This window comes from Enterovirga sp. (genome assembly GCF_035325185.1).
Lineage (GTDB): Bacteria > Pseudomonadota > Alphaproteobacteria > Rhizobiales > Beijerinckiaceae > Enterovirga.
The window spans coordinates 23949-40973 of record NZ_DAOLAJ010000019.1 but is presented as its reverse complement, the minus strand read 5'-3'; the positions used below and the strand labels follow the sequence as shown (position 1 = coordinate 40973).

Annotated in this window: 14 protein-coding genes; 13 read left to right on the top strand and 1 reads right to left on the bottom strand. The window is 69.3% G+C overall.

Annotated elements, in window-relative coordinates; all coding sequences use genetic code 11:
- The first annotated feature begins 47 nt into the window (after nt 1–47).
- From PKD06_RS06055 to PKD06_RS06005, 11 genes are all read left to right on the top strand, one after another.
- Complete coding sequence (locus tag PKD06_RS06055) at nt 48–968, top strand: YihY/virulence factor BrkB family protein (protein ID WP_324378601.1); 921 nt, start codon at nt 48–50, stop codon at nt 966–968.
- A gap of 117 nt (nt 969–1085) precedes the next feature.
- A complete protein-coding gene (locus tag PKD06_RS06050) occupies nt 1086–1997 on the top strand; it encodes an aldo/keto reductase (protein WP_324378599.1) in 912 nt (303 codons plus the stop codon).
- 91 nt (nt 1998–2088) lie between these two features.
- Entirely contained in the window at nt 2089–3300 is a 1212-nt protein-coding gene (locus PKD06_RS06045; RefSeq protein ID WP_324378597.1) for an Npt1/Npt2 family nucleotide transporter, read from the top strand.
- A 118-nt stretch (nt 3301–3418) separates the two neighbouring features.
- Nucleotides 3419–4351, top strand: a complete 933-nt coding sequence (locus tag PKD06_RS06040) for a D-alanine--D-alanine ligase (protein WP_324378595.1) — start codon at nt 3419–3421, stop codon at nt 4349–4351.
- Nucleotides 4318–5310, top strand: coding sequence for a cell division protein FtsQ/DivIB (locus PKD06_RS06035; RefSeq protein WP_324378593.1), 993 nt, complete (start codon nt 4318–4320; stop codon nt 5308–5310). Before PKD06_RS06040 ends, PKD06_RS06035 begins: the two co-directional genes overlap by 34 nt.
- A 2-nt stretch (nt 5311–5312) precedes the next feature.
- Nucleotides 5313–6638, top strand: a complete 1326-nt coding sequence (gene ftsA / locus PKD06_RS06030) for a cell division protein FtsA (RefSeq protein ID WP_324378627.1) — start codon at nt 5313–5315, stop codon at nt 6636–6638.
- 36 nt (nt 6639–6674) lie between these two features.
- Nucleotides 6675–8396 (top strand): cell division protein FtsZ, encoded by a 1722-nt coding sequence (gene ftsZ / locus PKD06_RS06025; protein ID WP_324378591.1) that lies wholly within the window; start codon nt 6675–6677, stop codon nt 8394–8396.
- Between the two features lie 289 nt (nt 8397–8685).
- A complete protein-coding gene (gene lpxC, locus PKD06_RS06020) occupies nt 8686–9633 on the top strand; it encodes a UDP-3-O-acyl-N-acetylglucosamine deacetylase (RefSeq protein WP_324378589.1) in 948 nt (315 codons plus the stop codon).
- A 198-nt stretch (nt 9634–9831) separates the two neighbouring features.
- Entirely contained in the window at nt 9832–10686 is an 855-nt protein-coding gene (locus PKD06_RS06015) for an outer membrane protein assembly factor BamD (RefSeq protein WP_324378625.1), read from the top strand.
- Nucleotides 10687–10793: 107 nt separating this feature from the next.
- Complete coding sequence (gene recN / locus PKD06_RS06010) at nt 10794–12452, top strand: DNA repair protein RecN (RefSeq protein WP_324378587.1); 1659 nt, start codon at nt 10794–10796, stop codon at nt 12450–12452.
- Between the two features lie 110 nt (nt 12453–12562).
- Entirely contained in the window at nt 12563–13255 is a 693-nt protein-coding gene (locus PKD06_RS06005; RefSeq protein ID WP_324378585.1) for a Crp/Fnr family transcriptional regulator, read from the top strand.
- Here PKD06_RS06005 and PKD06_RS06000 read toward each other — a convergent pair.
- The gene (locus PKD06_RS06000; protein WP_324378583.1) at nt 13210–13878 is read right to left on the bottom strand and encodes a TetR/AcrR family transcriptional regulator; all 669 of its coding nucleotides are present in this window, start codon (nt 13876–13878) and stop codon (nt 13210–13212) included. The genes PKD06_RS06005 and PKD06_RS06000 overlap by 46 nt on opposite strands.
- 121 nt (nt 13879–13999) lie before the next feature.
- On the opposite strand from PKD06_RS06000, the gene PKD06_RS05995 reads away from it, so the two are divergent.
- Both PKD06_RS05995 and PKD06_RS05990 read left to right on the top strand, forming a co-directional pair.
- Entirely contained in the window at nt 14000–15325 is a 1326-nt protein-coding gene (locus PKD06_RS05995) for an HlyD family secretion protein (RefSeq protein ID WP_324378582.1), read from the top strand.
- A 94-nt stretch (nt 15326–15419) separates the two neighbouring features.
- Entirely contained in the window at nt 15420–16913 is a 1494-nt protein-coding gene (locus PKD06_RS05990; RefSeq protein ID WP_324378623.1) for a DHA2 family efflux MFS transporter permease subunit, read from the top strand.
- Nucleotides 16914–17025 lie beyond the last annotated feature (112 nt).

Here is a 17025-nt window from a genome sequence, read left to right as displayed (position 1 = left end):
CCTTTTCGGCTTGCGGGGGGCAGGGCTGCCTGACATCTGATCTGCGAATGCCGGCTCAGACGCGCACCGTTCCTTTTCTCGACGTCCCCGCGCTCGCCTTCCAGCGCTTCGTGATGCATGACGGCTGGGCGATCGCGAGCCATATCGCGCTCTCCGTCCTGACGTCCCTGTTCCCGTTCCTGATTCTCCTGACCGCGGTGGCGCCGCTCTTCGGCACGGAGGCGCTTGCCGACGAGGCCGCGAGCCTCATCCTCGAGGCGTGGCCGAAGGAGGTCGGCGGCCCGATCGCGGCGGAAGTCCACCGCGTCCTCTCGACGACGCGTCCGGGGATCCTGACCTACGGCGCGATCCTGGCGCTCTATTTCTCCTCCTCGGGCGTGGAATCGCTCCGCGTCGGGCTCAACCGGGCCTATGACAAGCCGGAATTGCGGCCCTGGTGGCTGACGCGCCTCGAATCCATCGCCTATGTCGTGTTCGGCGCCTGCGCCATGCTGGCCTTCGCGTTCCTGGTCGTGCTCGGCCCGCTGATCTGGCGCGGCGCGGTCGCCTTCGTGCCGCAGCTCGCGCCGCTCAGCTGGGTGATCACCACCCTTCGGATCGTCGTCGCCACGCTCGCCATCGTCGGCACGCTCACGATCGCCCACAAGTTCATCGCCGCGGGGCGGCGGCGCTTCAGGGACATCGTGCCCGGCATCTCGACGACGCTCCTCCTGTGGCTCGTCGCCGGCACCCTGTTCGGCTGGTATCTCGACAGCTTCTCGGGCGCCTATGTCTCCACCTATGGCGGCCTCGCCACCGCCATGGTGGCGCTCGTCTTCCTCTACTGGCTCGCCGCCATGTTCCTCTTCGGGGGCGAGGTGAACGGCGTCCTCATCGCGGCGCGCCGCCGCAGCAAGCGCGCCCAGAAGCGCCGGCTGCCGGCCGAAGCGGCGGAGGGGACGCCGCGGCCCCCTGATCCTCCCACGTGAACGGGGCTCCCCGCCGGCAAATGCAACGGTCCCCCGCCCGGACGGCACGGAACGCCGGTCTCGCGAGCGCGTTCGAGGCTGGTATCAGCCCGTCGCGAGCCTCGCCCGGAGATCCCCATGCAGTCACGCCGCCGTTTCATCGCCGGCGCCGCGGCCACCGCCGGCGCCCTCTCTGTCCTCGGCCGGCCGGCGGGTGCAGCCGACGAGGTGATTGCCATGCGTCCGATCCCGGCGACGGGCGAGAAGCTGCCCGTGATCGGCGTCGGCACCTCGGGCAGCTACGACGTCGCGGACGGGTCTCCCGAATTCGCCAAGCTCGTCGAGGTGCTGAAGGTCTTCTACGGCGCCGGCGGCAGCGTGATCGACACCTCCCCGAACTACGACCGCTCGGATGCGGTCGTGGGCAGGCTCCTGGCCGAGGGCGGATGGCGCGACAAGACCTTCCTCGCCACCAAGATCGCCGCCGACAGCCGGGCGGAGGCGGAGCGGCAATGGGCCGGCTCGCTGAAGAAGCTGCGGACCGACAAGGTCGAGCTTCTCCAGGTCCACAACCTGCGCGCCCTGAAGATGGCGCTGCCCTATGCGCGCGAGCTGAAGGAGCAGGGCAGGACGAAATATGTCGGCATCACCCATTACCTGCCGAGCGGGCTCGCCGCGATGGAGGAGGTGATGCGGGCCGAGAAGCTGGACTTCATCCAGATCAACTACTCGGTGAATTCCCCGCAGGCCGCGAAGACCGTCCTGCCGCTGGCGCGGGAGAAGGGCGTCGCCGTCCTGATCAACCGCGCCTTCGACGACGGGCGGCTCTTCGCGAAGGTGAAAGGGCGGGCGCTGCCGGGCTGGGCGGCCGAGATCGGCGTCACCTCCTGGGCGCAGATGTTCCTCAAATTCGCCCTCGCCCATCCCGCCGTGACCTGCGTCATTCCCGCGACCGGGCGCCCCGAGCGTCAGGCCGACAACATGCGCGCCGGATTCGGCCCGATGCCGGACGAGGCCCAGCAGAAGGAACTGATCGCTGCCTTCGCCTGACGAGGACGTAAGCCCGGTCCGGCGCCTGGTCGATATCCGGCCGGGGGAGGGAGCGCTCGTCCTGTGGGGCGGGCTCTACATCTTCTGCCTGATGACTTCCTATTACGTGCTGCGTCCGATCCGCGACGCGATGGGGGTCGAGGGCGGGGTCGAGAACCTGCCCTGGCTGTTCACGGGCACGCTGGTCGCGATGATCGCGATCAACCCGCTCTTCGGGCTGCTTGTGCGGCGGCTCTCGGCGCAGGTCTTCATTCCCCTCGTCTATGTCTTCTTCATCTTCAACCTCCTCGGCTTCGGCCTCCTGCTCGGCGCGACGGAGGGGGCAGCGCGCATCTGGGCGGGACGCGCCTTCTTCATCTGGACCTCGGTCTTCAATCTCTTCGTGGTCTCGGTGTTCTGGATGCTGATGGTCGACATCGTCGACACCGCCCAGTCGAAGCGCCTCTTCGGCATTCTCGCGGCGGCGGCGAGCCTCGGGGCCATCCTCGGCTCCTCGCTCGCCGGGTTCCTGGCGCGGGGCTGGAGCCATTCGCTGCTGATGGCGGGGGCGGCGCTCCTCCTGTGCGGGGCGATCCTGTGCGTGACGCAGGTCTTCCGCATCGCGCGCGACCTCAAGGGCGAGGAGGCCGTGAAGCTGGAGCGCCAGCGCATCGGCGGCGGCATCTGGGCCGGGCTGACCCATGTCGCCCGCTCGCCCTATCTCCTCAGCATCGGCTTCTACATCCTCCTCTACGCCATCACCTCGACCTTTCTCTATTTCCAGCAAGCGGCGATCGCCCAGTCGGCTTTCCCCTCGAGCGGAGAGCGGCGGGCCTTCTTCGCGCAGGTCGATCTCGCGGTGAACGTGCTGACGCTCCTGATGCAGGTCTTCCTGACGGGCCGCATCCTGAAGGGGCTCGGCATCGCCGCGAGCGCGGCCTTCCTGCCCCTCCTGACGGTCGGCGGCTACGGCATCCTCGCGGCGGTGCCGACCATCGCCGTCCTCGTCGGCTTCCAGGTCCTGCGGCGGGTCGGGAATTTCGGCCTCTCGCGCCCGACGCGGGAGGTGCTGTTCACGGTCGTCAGCCGGGAGGACAAGTACAAGGCCAAGAGCGTCGTCGACACGGTGGTCTATCGCCTGGGGGATCAGGTCGGGAGCTGGTCCTACGCCCTGGTCTCGGGCCTCGGCACGGTCGGCATTTCGCTGGTCGGGCTCGTGCTCGCGGTGCTGTGGACGGCGAACGCGGTCTGGCTCGGTCGGCGGGCGGAAAGCCTGGCGGCCGAAAAGGCCCGAATCGGGGATTCGGAGGTTCCGGTTTCGTGATGGCGTCCACTTCTCCCCGCCAGCGGGGAAAGGGCGGCTCGCTTGCGGCAGCCTGTCCGGGCCGGCTATCCGGCGAGAGCGCGAATCACTGATCGCGAGATCGAGCCGGGGCCCTCTCATGCCGCAGAGTCACAAGCACGTCGCCGTCCTGATGGGAGGTCTCTCGGCCGAGCGCGAGGTCTCGCTCAACAGCGGAAGAGCCTGCTCCCAGGCCCTCGAGGAGCAGGGCTACCGGGTCACCCCCATCGACGTCGACCAGGACATCGCCCGGGTGCTCCAGGCCGTCCGGCCTGACGTCGCCTTCAACGCGCTGCACGGGCCGCAGGGCGAGGACGGCACCATCCAGGGCCTGCTGGAGATCCTGCGCATCCCCTACACCCATTCCGGGGTCCTGGCCTCGGCGCTGGCGATGGACAAGGAGAAGGCCAAGCACGTCATGCGGGCGGCCGGCGTTCCGGTGCCGGACGGCCTCGTCGTGTCGCGGCGCGAGGCCGCGCGGCGGCATGTCCTGCCGCCTCCCTATGTCGTCAAGCCGATTCGCGAGGGCTCCTCGGTCGGGGTGATCATCGTGCGGGCCGGCCGCACCCATCCGCCCCAGGAGCTGGGGCGGGAGGACTGGCAGTTCGGCGAGGAGGTGATGGTCGAGCCCTTCATCGCCGGGCGGGAGCTGACCTGCGCCGTGATGGGCGACCGGGCCCTCGGCGTGATCGACATCCGCGCGGCCACCGGGGAGTTCTACGACTACGACGCGAAATATGCCGAGGGGGGCTCGATTCACATCCTGCCGGCCGAACTTTCACCGAATATTTACCAACGGGTCCAAGAGTTGGCGTTAACGGCGCATCAAGCACTCGGATGCCGCGGCGTCAGCCGCGCCGACCTCAGATACGACGACACGCCCGGTGGCTCGGGCGCGCTCGTGGTGCTCGAGGTCAATACGCAGCCCGGGATGACGGCAACGTCCTTGGTGCCGGAGATGGCGGCCCATGCGGGCTTCCCGTTCGGCGAGTTGGTGAGATGGATCGTGGAGGACGCGTCGTTGAGCCGTTAAGCGCCGGGCCGGCCGGCGGGACGGCTGCGCGCGCCCCCCGGCAGCAGGCCGGAGGGCGTCTCGCCGGGCTGTCGCTTCGGCTCCTGCGCTCGATGGCGCTGCCGCGATTCGGGTTCCGGCGCCGGTCCTCGGTCTCCGTTCCCTTCGCGCGCCGCGTGCCGCGGCTCGCCGGGACCTGCCTCGCCCTCGGCTTCTTTGCGGCGATCGGCGCCTACGGCCTCGTCCTCAACGGAAGCTATGCCGATTTCAAGGACGCCTACGGCGATCTGCGCGACGTCGCGGCGCGGGCCGTCGGCTTCGGCCTCGACAAGGTCACCATCTCGGGCATCGCGCGCCTGGGCGAGGCCGAGCTGCTGCGGACGGCCGGCCTGTCGAGCCGCAACTCGCTGGTCTTCCTGGACGTCGCGCATGTGCGCCGCCGCCTCATGGAGGACCCGTCGATCAAGTCGGCCGAGGTCCGCAAGCTCTATCCCCACGAGCTTCTGATCAACATCGTCGAGCGCGAGCCCTTCGCGCTCTGGCAGCTCAACGGAGACCTCTACGTCGTGGCCGAGGACGGCACCCAGATCGACCAGATGCGCGACCCCTCCCTCGTGGACCTGCCTCTCGTCGTCGGCGAGGGAGCGAATCTGAAGGCGGCCGACTATGTCTCGCTGCTCGAGGCGGCCGGGCCCCTGCGCTCGAAGATCCGGGCCGGGATGCTGATCTCGGGGCGCCGCTGGACCCTGAAGATGACCAACGGCCTCGACATCCGCCTGCCGGAGGAGGGGGCCGCCGCGGCCGTCCGCCGCCTCGTGCGCCTGGACCGGGAGGCGGGCCTCCTCAACAAGGACGTGCTCACCGTCGACCTGCGGATGCCCGACCGAATCGTCCTGCGCCTGACGGAGGAGGCCGTGGCCGCCCGTGCCGAGAACACGAAGAAGAAACTCCAGCGCGGCGTGAAGGGGATCGACACGTGACCCTGCAAGCCCATGGCCTGACCCCCCGCCTCAAGCCGCTCTCCTCGCGCCGGAGCGCCACGCTCTCCGTGCTCGACATCGGCACCTCGAAGGTCGTCTGCCTGATCGCCGAGCTGCGGCCGGCCGAGCCCGGCGACGTCCTGCGCGGACGCACCCATCTCGCCCGCATCCTCGGCGTCGGCCACCAGCGCTCGCTCGGGCTGAAGGCGGGGGTCGTGGTCGATCTCGAGGCCGCCGAGACCGCGATCCGCCAGGCGATCCACGCGGCCGAGAGGATGGCGGGGGCCGAGGTGAAGTCGGCCATCGTGAACCTCACGGGCGGGCGCCTCGCCTCGCATCATTTCGAGGCCCATGTCCCGGTGCGCACGGGCATGGTCTGCGCGGCCGATATCGGGCGCGTGCTGGAAGTCGCGAGCGGTCACACGCTCCGTCCCGGCCGGGCCGTGCTCCACGCCCTGCCCACGGGCTTCTCCCTCGACGGCCAGCGCAACATCGTCGAGCCCTCGGGCATGCTCGGCCGCAAGCTCGGCGTCGATCTCCACGTCGTGACCTCCGATTCGGCCGCCTCCCGCAACCTCATGCTGGCGGTCGAGCGCTCCCATCTCGACATCGAGGCGGTGGTGGCGACGCCTTATGCGGCGGGCCTCTCGGCCCTGGCCGACGACGAGGCGGAAATGGGCGTGGTCGTGATCGACATGGGCGGAGGCACGACCTCGGTCGGCGTCTTCTCCGAGGGCCATCTCGTCCATGTGGATGCGATCGCGGTCGGCGGCCATCACGTCACGATGGACATCGCCCGCGGCCTCACCACGACCGTCGCCGCGGCCGAGCGCATGAAGACGCTCTACGGCACCTGCATCGCCTCGACCTCGGACGAGCGCGACATGATCGCGGTGCCCCATATCGGCGAGGACGACGACCGGGAGACGGTGAACCACGTGCCGCGCTCCCAACTCGTGCGGATCATCCGGCCGCGCGTCGAGGAAAGCCTCGAGCTGGTCCGCGACCGCCTGAAGCAGGCGGGCTACGCCGCCCAGGCCGGCCGGCGGATCGTGCTGACCGGCGGTGCGAGCCAACTCGTCGGCTTGCCCGATCTCGCGCGCCGCATCCTCCAGGGCCAGGTCCGCATCGGCCGGCCGCTCGGGGTGAAGGGGCTGCCCGAGGCCGGCAAGGGGCCCGCCTTCGCTGCCGCGGTGGGCCTCCTCGTCTATCCGCAAGTCGCGCATATCGAGCATTTCGAGCCGAAGGGGCGTGGCTTCTTTGGAGACGAATCAGTATCAGGCAGCTATGTTGGGAAGATGGCGCGTTGGCTGCGTGAGAATTTCTAAGAAAATCCGAAACGGGGTCGGAGAAAGGACAAGGTCATGATCAATCTGGGAGCCCCGGACATCCGGGAACTGAAGCCACGTATTACGGTGTTCGGCGTCGGCGGCGCCGGGGGCAACGCGGTCAACAACATGATCGTGTCGGGGCTGATGGGCTGCGAGTTCGTCTGCGCCAATACCGACGCGCAGGTTCTCGCCTCCTCGCGCTGCGAGCGGATCGTGCAGATGGGGCTCGGGGTGACCGCGGGCCTCGGGGCGGGTTCCCAGCCCGAGGTCGGCCGGGCGGCCGCCGAGGAGGTCATCGACGAGATCCGCGACCAGCTCTCCGGCTCTCACATGGCCTTCATCACCGCCGGCATGGGCGGCGGCACCGGCACGGGCGCGGCTCCCGTCGTCGCGCGGGCGGCCCGCGAGATGGGCATCCTGACGGTCGGCGTCGTGACCAAGCCCTTCCAGTTCGAGGGCGTGCGCCGCATGAAGATCGCCGAGGCCGGCGTCGCCGAGCTTCAGCAGCATGTCGACACGCTGATCGTCATCCCGAACCAGAACCTGTTCCGCGTCGCGAACGAGAAGACGACCTTCGCGGACGCCTTCTCGATGGCCGACCAGGTTCTCTATTCGGGCGTCGCCTGCATCACCGACCTGATGGTCAAGGAAGGGCTCATCAACCTCGACTTCGCCGACGTCCGCTCGATCATGCGCGGCATGGGCAAGGCGATGATGGGCACGGGCGAGGCGTCCGGCGAGAAGCGCGCCATGCGCGCCGCCGAGGCCGCGATCGCCAACCCGCTCCTCGACGAGGTCTCGATGCGGGGCGCCCGCGGGCTCCTCATCTCGATCACGGGCGGCCGCGACCTGACCCTCTACGAGCTGGACGAGGCCGCGACGCGCATCCGCGAGGAGGTCGATTCGGAGGCGAACATCATCCTCGGCGCGACCTTCGACGAATCGCTCGAGGGCACGATCCGCGTCTCCGTCGTCGCCACCGGCATCGACCAGCCCTTCGAGGCCGAGGCGCCGCTGTCCGATACCGAGCGCCGGATCGCCGAGGTGGCCGAGAAGCTTCGCGCCGAGGCGCGCCAGCGCGCCGCGCAGGCCAGCGCGCCGATGCAGGGCGAGATGGCGACCGCGCGGGCCGCCGAGATCGTGGCCCAGGCTTCCATGGCCTCCCCGATGCCGCCGTCCGCCGCGCCGGCCCCGGCGCCCCTCCTCCGCGACGAGGTCACCCTGACCCCCGTCGCGCCGAAGGGGGCGGGCTTCGAGCCGATCCAGCATCACCATCACGCTCCGGTCTCCCACCAGGAGGCCGCCCCGGCCCAGCCCTACCTGCCGCCGGAGCCCGAGCGCATTCGCCAGACCCGCATGCCGCGGATCGACGAATTGCCGATGCCCGCCCAGAAGCAGATCCGGGCCCAGGGCGGCCAGGGCGAAACGGGCGGTGGCGAGGCGAAGAGCTTCCTGCGCAAGCTCGCGACGGTCGGATTCGGACGCCGCGACGACGCCCCGGCCTCGCCGGCGCCCGTCCTGCCCGAGCCCATGCCGCCGTCCTCGCGCCACATGGCGCACGGCGACCTGCCGGAGGCGGTCCGATCCATGCCGCCGGCCGGGTCCGAATATGCCAAGCGCTCGCCGGCGGCGCCGGGATATCGGCCGGCCCACGGCAATCTCGACGGGCAGGGCCGCGTCGTGCCCTCGCCGCGGACCGGCGATGACGAGCAGCTCGAGATTCCCGCCTTCCTGCGGCGCGGCAACTCGGCCTGACCAGGCGGCTCCCAAAGGCCGTTCCGAAAGCTCCGGATCGCGAGATCCGGGGCTTTCGCGCGTCTTGCGTGTCGCGCGCGAAACACAATCGGGGCGGGTTGTAACAGAGCGTAAGAAAGAGTGATTTGGCGCAGAAGCGTCCCGGGACTAGTAATCCCCACACATATTTGATCCGGCAGCGCGTTCGCGTTCATAAGGCCGCGCCGAGATCGGGGCACAAGCACGGGCGAGATCTGGAATCGGTGGACGCGTGTTGGCGCGCCGTAGATGCTCGGCCCGAGGTGATAGGATGAAGAGCAGCCATCAAGCCACGATCGGGGCGCCTGTTTCACTGAGCGGCACCGGTGTCCATTCAGGCAAGATCGTCAATCTGCATCTCCATCCGGCTCCGGCCCATCACGGCATCCAGTTTCTCCGCACCGGTCTCCCCCATGGCCGCGAGCGCCTGATCGAGGCGCGGTTCGCGGCGGTGACCGCAACCGAGCTCTGCACGGTGATCGGCGACAAGGAGAGCGGTGCGGTCGCCACGATCGAGCACCTGATGTCCGCCCTTACCGGGCTCGGGGTGGATAATGTGCTGGTCGAGGTCGACGGGGCCGAGCTTCCCATCCTCGACGGCAGTGCCGCCCCCTTCGTCGCGGCGATCGATTCGGTCGGCCTCGTCCGCAGCAAGGCGCCCCGCAAATATCTGAAGGTGCTGCGCACCGTCCGCGTCGAGCGCGGCATCGCCTCGGCCGAGCTTCGCCCCAATGCCCGGGCGTTCCGGCTCGACGTCTCGATCGATTTCCAGAATCCCGTCATCGGCAAGCAGCGCAAGGTCCTCGACCTCACGCCCGACAGCTTCCGCCAGGACGTCTGCCGCGCCCGCACCTTCGGCTTCATCGGCGATGTCGAGAAGCTCTGGAAGGCGGGCTTCGCGCTCGGCGCCACGCTCGAGAACACCGTCGCCATCGGCGATGACGCCGTCATCAATCCCGAGGGCCTGCGCTTCGCCGACGAGTTCGTGCGGCACAAGATGCTCGACGCGGTCGGTGATCTCTCCCTGGCCGGATTTCCGCTCCTCGCCACCTACAAGTCCCATTGCAGCGGGCATCGCCTCAATGTCGCCGTGTTGGAAGAGCTTCTCTCCGACCGGGCAAACTACGCGATCGTAGAAGGCGGGGCGCGTCGCGAATCGGGTTATGCGGAGATCGGGAGCGGCATCGCCGCCCCGGCTTACGCGGCCGACGCACGCTGAGATTCGGGCCGGCCGGCCCGGAAACGCACGGCAGGACAGGCACGCCGCCATCATCCGCAGCGGGTGTTGCAGCGGCGGCATTGCCGGACTTGCCATCGATCCTTACGCCCTCTGTTTTGCGCCGGACGGCTCGGCGACCGCGAGTCTGGGGATCGACGACGGATGATGATCGAGACGATTGCAGGGACGCGGGGAGTCATGTTCCGCTTGGCGCTGCTCGCGGGCACGGCGGCGGCGCTGGGGGGCTGCGATACGGTCTCCAACCTCAATCCCTTCGACACCTCCGAAAAATACGAGATGAAGGTCACCGCGGACGTGCCGCCGCAGCAGCTGTACGACCAGGGGCTCGGGCGGCTGAAGAACGGCGACCATGAGGGGGCCGCCAAGAAGTTCGCCGCCATCAGCCGCAACTACCCGTCCTCGGAATGGGCGCGGAAGGGCCTGATCATGGAGGCTTTCGCCAATTACGAGGGGCAGCAATGGGAGGGGGCCATCACCGCGGCGCGCTCCTACCTGCAAAAATATCCCAACACCAAGGATGCCGCCTACGCGCAATATCTGTATGCGATGTCCAACTTCAACCAGATCCCGGACGCGACGCGCGACCAGGAGCGCTCCGAGAAGGCGCTCGCCGCGCTGACCGATCTCGTCCAGAAATATCCGAACTCCGAATATGCCAGCGATGCGCGCTACCGCATCAACGTCGCGCGTGACCAGATCGCCGGCAATTACATGGAAATCGGCCGCTTCTATCTGGAGCAGCGCAACTACACCGCCGCGATCAACCGCTTCCGCGACGTGGTCTCCAAGTACCAGACGACGCGCCATGTCGAGGAGGCGCTGGAGCGCCTGACGGAAGCCTATATGGCGCTCGGCCTCACCGGCGAGGCGCAGACCGCCGCCGCCGTGCTGGGCCACAACTTCCCGAACAGCCAGTGGTATCAGGATGCCTACACGCTGGTCCGCTCGAAGGGGCTCGAGCCGCGCGAGGACGCCGATTCCTGGATGAGCAAGGCGTTCAAGGGCTTCCGCGCCATCGCGGTCGGGCAATAGGGCGCGGCGCCCGCCGTTCGAAGCGCCGATGGACCTGCGCTCCATCGTCTCGTTCGGGCATGCCGCCGTTTCCGCAAAACACCCGCATGCTCTAAGGAAGGCGGGGCATGCTCGCGCAGCTTTCGATCCGCAACATCGTCCTGATCGACCGGCTCGATCTCCGCTTCGAGGCCGGCCTCAGCGTGCTGACCGGGGAGACCGGGGCGGGGAAATCCATTCTCCTCGACGCCTTCGCGCTCGCCCTCGGGGCGCGTGGCGACGGCTCGCTCGTCCGGCACGGCGAGAGCCAGGGCCAGGTGACGGCGGTGTTCGACATCCCCGCCGGCCATCCCGCCCGGACGCTCGCCGCCGCGGCCGATCTGGAGGTCGAGGGCGAGTTGATCCTCCGCCGCGTCCAGTTCGCGGACGGGCGCACGCGGGCGCTCGTCAACGACCAGCCGGCGAGCGTCCAGCTCCTGAAGGAGATCGGCGCCTCCCTCGTCGAGATCCATGGCCAGCATGCGGACCGGGCGCTGGTCGATCCCTCGACCCACCGCGCCATTCTCGATGCCCATGGGCGGCTGTCGGAGCATGTCCAGGCCGTGGCCGAGGCTGCGCGCCGCCATCGCGCCGCCAGGGACGCCGCGCGGGAGGCGGAGGCGCGTCTCGCGGGGCTGCGCAAGGAGCAGGACTATCTCGCCCATGCGGTCGAGGAACTGACGGCGCTCGCGCCCGAGCCCGGCGAGGAGGCCGCGCTGACCGAGCGCCGGCAATTGCTCCAGCAGGCCGAGAAGGTGACGCAGGATCTCGCCGATGCGCGTGACGCCGTCGCCGCGCCGGTCGGCGGCCTGTCGGCCGCCTTGCGCAAGCTCGAGCGCCGCTCGAACCTCGCCGGGCCGCTGGTCGCCCGTCCCGTCGCCGCGCTCGATGCGCTGCTCGTTGCGCTGGACGAGGCCGAGCGGGCGCTCGGCGAGGCGATGCGGGAGGCCGAGTTTGATCCCGCCGAGCTGGAGCGCTCGGAGGAGCGCCTGTTCAGGCTGCGGGCCGCTTCGCGCAAATATGCCGTCCCGGCCGACGATCTCGCCGCCTTGCGCGACACGCTCGCGGCCGACCATGCCGCCATCGAGGCGGGGGAGGGAGAAGCCGAGAAGCTCGCCGCCGCCGCCCGCGCAGCCGAGGCCGATTACGTGGCGGCCGCGGGCCGGCTCTCCGCCGCGCGCCGCAAGGCCGCGGCGAAGCTCGACAAGGCGGTCGCGGGCGAGCTTGGCCCCCTGAAGCTCGGCCGGGCCCGGTTTCTGACGCGGGTCGAGACCGACGAGGCATCCCGCGACCCGGGCGGCTTCGACCGGGTCGAGTTCTGGGTCGAGACCAATCCGGGCACGCGGCCGGGCCCGCTGATGAAGACCGCCTCGGGCGGGGAATTGTCCCGCTTCATCCTGGCCCTCAAGGTCGTGCTGGCCGATCGCGGCTCCGCGCCGACTCTCGTTTTCGACGAGGTGGATACGGGGGTAGGCGGAGCCGTGTCCGATGCCATCGGCCAGCGTTTCGCCCGCCTTGCCGAGCGCCTCCAGGTCATCGCGGTGACCCATGCGCCCCAGGTCGCGGCGCGGGCCGCGAGCCATCTTCTCATTGCCAAGGAGGGGGGAGGCCGGCGGGTTGCGACGAGCGTCGCGGTTCTTGCGCCCGGCCCCCGCCGGGAGGAGATCGCCCGCATGCTGGCCGGCGCCTCCGTCACCGACGAGGCCCGCGCCGCGGCGGCGCGGCTCATCGAGGGGGCGCAAGCCTGACATGGCCGGCCAGGATCGCGCCGGCTGGTAGGGGTTCGCCTTGCGTCGGCGCGCGCGACTTGACACGGCCGGGCTTCGCCCGTCCCCATTCTCGCGCGGACGAGGATCGCATGAGCCGGCTGTCGAAAGTCACGTTGCTTCAGGACGCGGAGATCGATCTCGCGCCCTTCGAGGCCCGCACGCGCTGCCGCACCTTCAATCCGAACGAGACTCTCGTCGATTTCGACGATTCGTCCACAGATGTTTATTTCCTCATTTCGGGGGATGTGCGCGTGCTCATCCGCACCCGTGCGGGCAAGGAGATCATCCTCGGCGAGATGCGCAGCGGGGCCGTGTTCGGAGAACTCGCCGCGCTCGACGGGATCGCGCGCTCCGCCAACGTCACGGCGCTGACGCGGGGCGAGGTCTGCACCATGTCGGCCTCGGTCTTCCGCGACCTGCTCTTCGCCTCGCCGACCGTGGCGGACCGGCTCTTCCGGCTCCTGGCGCGGCGCATCCGGGATCTCGACGCGCGCATCATGGAGAATGCGGTCCTCGACCTGCGCCACCGCCTCTATGCCGAGCTGATCCGGCTCTCGATCCCGAGGGCCGGCCATGACGGGGAGAGGGTCGTCACGCCTCCGCCCTATCACCACGTCCTCGCGGCCCGCATCGGCTGCCGGCGCGAGCAGGTCACGCGCGAATTCACCGCCATGGCGGGGGAGGGGCTGATCGAGCGGACGCGCGGTGCCCTCGTCCTGACGAAGCCCGAGGTGCTTCAGTCGCGCGTCGCGGCGGCCATGCGCGAGGACGAGCGCTCGTAGGCGGCGAGGAAGACGCTCACGGCCGCCTCGACATTGCGGGCCGCCGTCTTCGGCAGGTCCGCGACCGGCATGCCGAAGAGCAGGCGCTTGAGGATGCCGGTCGAGCACAGGTTGAGGAACTGCTCGGCCGCAAGCGCCGTGTCGTCGATCGCGAGCCGGCCCGCCGCGACCTGCCCGTCGAGATAGGCTTTCAGCCGCGCCGCCCCGAAGGCGGGGCCCGCCTCGTAGAAGGAGCGGCCGAAATCCGGGAACTTGTCGGCCGCGCCGATCACCATGCGGATCGAGGCGATGTGGTCGGGGCGGATCATCATCTCGAGGAGGCTCGTGCCCACCCGGCGAAGCACGGCGCGCATGTCCGGGTCGCCCTCGTCCAGCCGGAACAGGACCTCGGCGAGGTCGCCTCTCTCCGATTGGGTCAGGGCCTCGAACAGGGCCTCCTTGTTGTCGAAATAGACATAGAGCGTCCCCTTCGAGACGCCGGCCGCCTTCGCGATGCCGCCCATGGAGGCGCCGTCGAAGCCCTCGGCGAGGAAGACCCGCCGTGCGCCGTCGAGGATCTGCCGGCGCTTCGACGAGTCGGCCGCGCGCTCCCGCTCCGATGTGCGCGCCGACACCTCGCTCATGGCCCCTCATCCATCCTTATTGACCGAACCGTTCGGTCAAACTATTTCCCGTTCCGGACGTTGTCAAACCTCAAACCCCGATCCGTGGAGTATCGTGGTGGCTTATCGAGAGGATCGCTCGGTGCCCGAGGCCCGGGAGGCCGAGCCCGAACAGGCGGCTTCCGCCGAGGCCGAAGCGCCCGCCCGCTCCCGCCCCGCCCGCAAGGCTCCCGCTCCGGCCGGACGGCCCGAGGTCCGGGAGACGCCGGGGGCGCTCCCCGCGCCGGGGGCGCCCCCCGCGCCGGGGACGCTCCCCGCGCCGGGGACGGTCCCCGCCCCGGAGCAGCCGGCGGCGGAGCAGGCGTCCGGCAAGCCCAAATCCGGCCGCAAGCGCCTCGTGCTTCTCGCGGTGCTTCTCGCCGCCCTGATGGGTGGCGGCTATTACGGCTGGCGCTACTGGACCGACGGCCGCTTCCTCGTGACGACCGACGACGCCTATGTGGCGGGCGACATCACGATCCTGGCCGCCAAGATCCCGGGCTATATCAGCGCGATCGAGGTCCAGAACGACCAGCCCGTGACGGAAGGCGAGGTGGTCGCGCGCATCGATGACGGCGACTACAAGCTTGCCGTACAGGCAGCGCGGGACAAGCTTGCGACGCTGGAGGCGACCACGGCGCGGATCGAGCGCCAGGTCGCGGCGGCGCGCGAGCAGGTTGCCCAGGCCGAGCCGCAGATCGACGCGGCCCGCGCCGACCAGATCAGGGCGGCCGCGGAATACGACCGGCAGGCGAAGCTCGCCCAGGCCGATTTCGCCTCCAGGGCCAAGTTCGAGCAGGCGCGGGCGGATCGCGACCGCACCGTCGCGGCGGTGAAGACGGCGGCGGCCGCGCTCGCCGTCGCGCGGGCCAATGTGGACGTCCTCGAGGCGCAGAGGGTCGAGGCCGCCCGCACGGCCGACGAGGCCCGCACGCAGCTCGCCCGCGCGGAGCGCGATCTCTCCTTCACGGAGATCCGCGCGCCGGTCTCGGGCATCGTCGGCAACCGCGCCGTGCAGGTCGGCTCCTATGTCACGCCGGGCTCGCGTCTCGCGGCGCTCATCCCGCTCGGCACCGTGCATATCGATGCGAATTTCAAGGAAACGCAGCTCGCCTCGATCAGGCCCGGACAGGTCGTCCGGCTCGAAATCGACGCCTATCCGGGGCTCGATGTGCCGGCAACCGTCGAGAGCATCGCCCCCGCCTCAGGCTCGCAATACAGCCTGCTGCCGCCCGAGAACGCGACCGGCAACTTCACCAAGATCGTGCAGCGCGTGCCCGTCCGGGTGAAGGTCGATCCCGAGGTTGCGGCCAAGGGCTTCCTGCGGCCCGGCATGTCGGTGGTGGTCAAGGTCGATACCCGGGATCCGAAGACCGCCCGCGCCGCCCTCGAGGCGATGGCGCCTGCCCAGGACCGGCAGGCGTTCTGAGGCGCGCGCCGTGAGCACCATTGCTCTCCATGGGGCCGTTCCGGCAGCGAAGCCCGAGCAGAGCGAGGGGCGCAAGCTCTTCGCCTTCTTCTGCATGGTGTTCGGGATGTTCATGGCGATCCTGGACATCCAGATCGTCTCCGCCTCGCTGACCGAGATCCAGGCGGGCGTCTCCGCCTCGGCGGACGAGATCTCCTGGGTCCAGACCGCCTATCTCATCGCCGAAGTCATCATGATCCCGCTCTCGGGCACGCTCTCGCGCGTGCTCTCGACGCGCTGGATGTTCGTGATCGCCTCCGGCGGCTTCACGCTCATGAGCTTCATGTGCGCGACCTCCAGCACGATCAACGAGCTGATCCTGTGGCGCGCGCTCCAGGGCTTCATCGGCGGAGGGATGATCCCGACCGTCTTCGCCTCGGCCTATACGATCTTCCCGCCCTCGAAGCGCGGGGTGGTCACGCCGCTCATCGGCCTCGTGGCGACGCTCGCCCCGACCATCGGCCCGACCATCGGCGGCTATCTCACCGACCTGTTTTCCTGGCACTGGCTGTTCCTGGTCAATGTCGTGCCCGGCATCTTCGTCACCGTCGCGACCTATTTCCTGGTCGATTTCGACGAGCCGCAATGGAACCTGCTCTCGACCTTCGACTGGGCCGGCCTCGCCTTCATGGCGGCCTTTCTCGGCTGTCTCGAATACGTGCTGGAGGAGGGGCCCAATCACGACTGGCTGTCGGAGGAGGCGGTCGCGATCAGCGCGGTGGTCAGCCTCGTCGCCGGGATCGCCTTCTTCTGGCGGGTGCTGACGGCGAAGCACCCGATCGTCGACCTGCGCGCCTTCGCCGACCGCAATTTCGCCGTGGGCTCCCTCTTCTCCTTCATCATGGGGATCGGGCTCTACGGCCTGACCTATCTCTATCCCGTCTATCTCGGGCGCGTGCGCGGCATGTCCGCCCTCCAGATCGGCGAGACCATGTTCGTCACCGGCATCTGCATGTTCCTGACCGCTCCCATCGCGGGGCGGATGTCCATGAAGCTCGATCCGCGCGTGATGATGGGGATCGGCTTCCTCGGCTTCGGCGTCGGGACCTGGTGGGCCTCCTACATCACCAAGGACTGGGCCTTCGGCGAACTGGTGGTGCCGCAGATCTTCCGCGGCGTCTCGCTGATGGTCTGCATGATCCCGATCAACAACGTCGCCCTCGGCACCCTTCCGCCGGACCGGATCAAGAACGCGTCGGGCCTCTACAACCTGACCCGAAACCTGGGCGGCGCGGTCGGGCTCGCGCTCATCAACACGCTCCTCAACTGGCGCTGGGACCTGCACCTGCAACGGCTGCGCGAGACTCTGTCCTGGTCGCATTTCCGCACCCTCGAGACCCTCGACACCTTCAAGGGAGCCTTCTCCCGCCTCGGCTCGGACGCGGAAATGGCGGCGCTGAAGCAGTTGGAAGCGCTCTTCCGGCAGGAGGCCCTGGTCATGGCCTTCGGCGACGTGTTCCTCGCCCTGACTGCGCTGTTCGTGGGCATGACGGTGATGCTCGTCTTCGTGAAGAAGCCCGCCGCCGCAGCGGGCGCGGATGCGCATTAGGCGCGGCGGCCAGGGATGACGGGGGCAGCTTCGAACGTCTCGTATCCATCAATTGAGTCGACAAGGGTGCGGGACGCGCCGTCAAGCTGCCCGGATTGAGCCCCGGCGCCAT

Bases quoted from the DNA above. Each gene is read 5' to 3' on its own strand.
- PKD06_RS06055 (WP_324378601.1), top strand. From the start codon at position 48: ATGCCGGCTCAGACGCGCACCGTTCCTTTTCTCGACGTCCCCGCGCTC.
- PKD06_RS06000 (WP_324378583.1), bottom strand. From the start codon at position 13,878: ATGAGCGAGGTGTCGGCGCGCACATCGGAGCGGGAGCGCGCGGCCGAC.
- lpxC (WP_324378589.1), top strand. From the start codon at position 8,686: ATGAAGAGCAGCCATCAAGCCACGATCGGGGCGCCTGTTTCACTGAGC.
- PKD06_RS06040 (WP_324378595.1), top strand. From the start codon at position 3,419: ATGCCGCAGAGTCACAAGCACGTCGCCGTCCTGATGGGAGGTCTCTCG.
- ftsZ (WP_324378591.1), top strand. From the start codon at position 6,675: ATGATCAATCTGGGAGCCCCGGACATCCGGGAACTGAAGCCACGTATT.
- PKD06_RS05990 (WP_324378623.1), top strand. From the start codon at position 15,420: ATGGTGTTCGGGATGTTCATGGCGATCCTGGACATCCAGATCGTCTCC.
- PKD06_RS06050 (WP_324378599.1), top strand. From the start codon at position 1,086: ATGCAGTCACGCCGCCGTTTCATCGCCGGCGCCGCGGCCACCGCCGGC.
- PKD06_RS06035 (WP_324378593.1), top strand. From the start codon at position 4,318: ATGGATCGTGGAGGACGCGTCGTTGAGCCGTTAAGCGCCGGGCCGGCC.
- PKD06_RS06015 (WP_324378625.1), top strand. From the start codon at position 9,832: ATGTTCCGCTTGGCGCTGCTCGCGGGCACGGCGGCGGCGCTGGGGGGC.
- PKD06_RS06005 (WP_324378585.1), top strand. From the start codon at position 12,563: ATGAGCCGGCTGTCGAAAGTCACGTTGCTTCAGGACGCGGAGATCGAT.
- PKD06_RS06045 (WP_324378597.1), top strand. From the start codon at position 2,089: ATGACTTCCTATTACGTGCTGCGTCCGATCCGCGACGCGATGGGGGTC.
- recN (WP_324378587.1), top strand. From the start codon at position 10,794: ATGCTCGCGCAGCTTTCGATCCGCAACATCGTCCTGATCGACCGGCTC.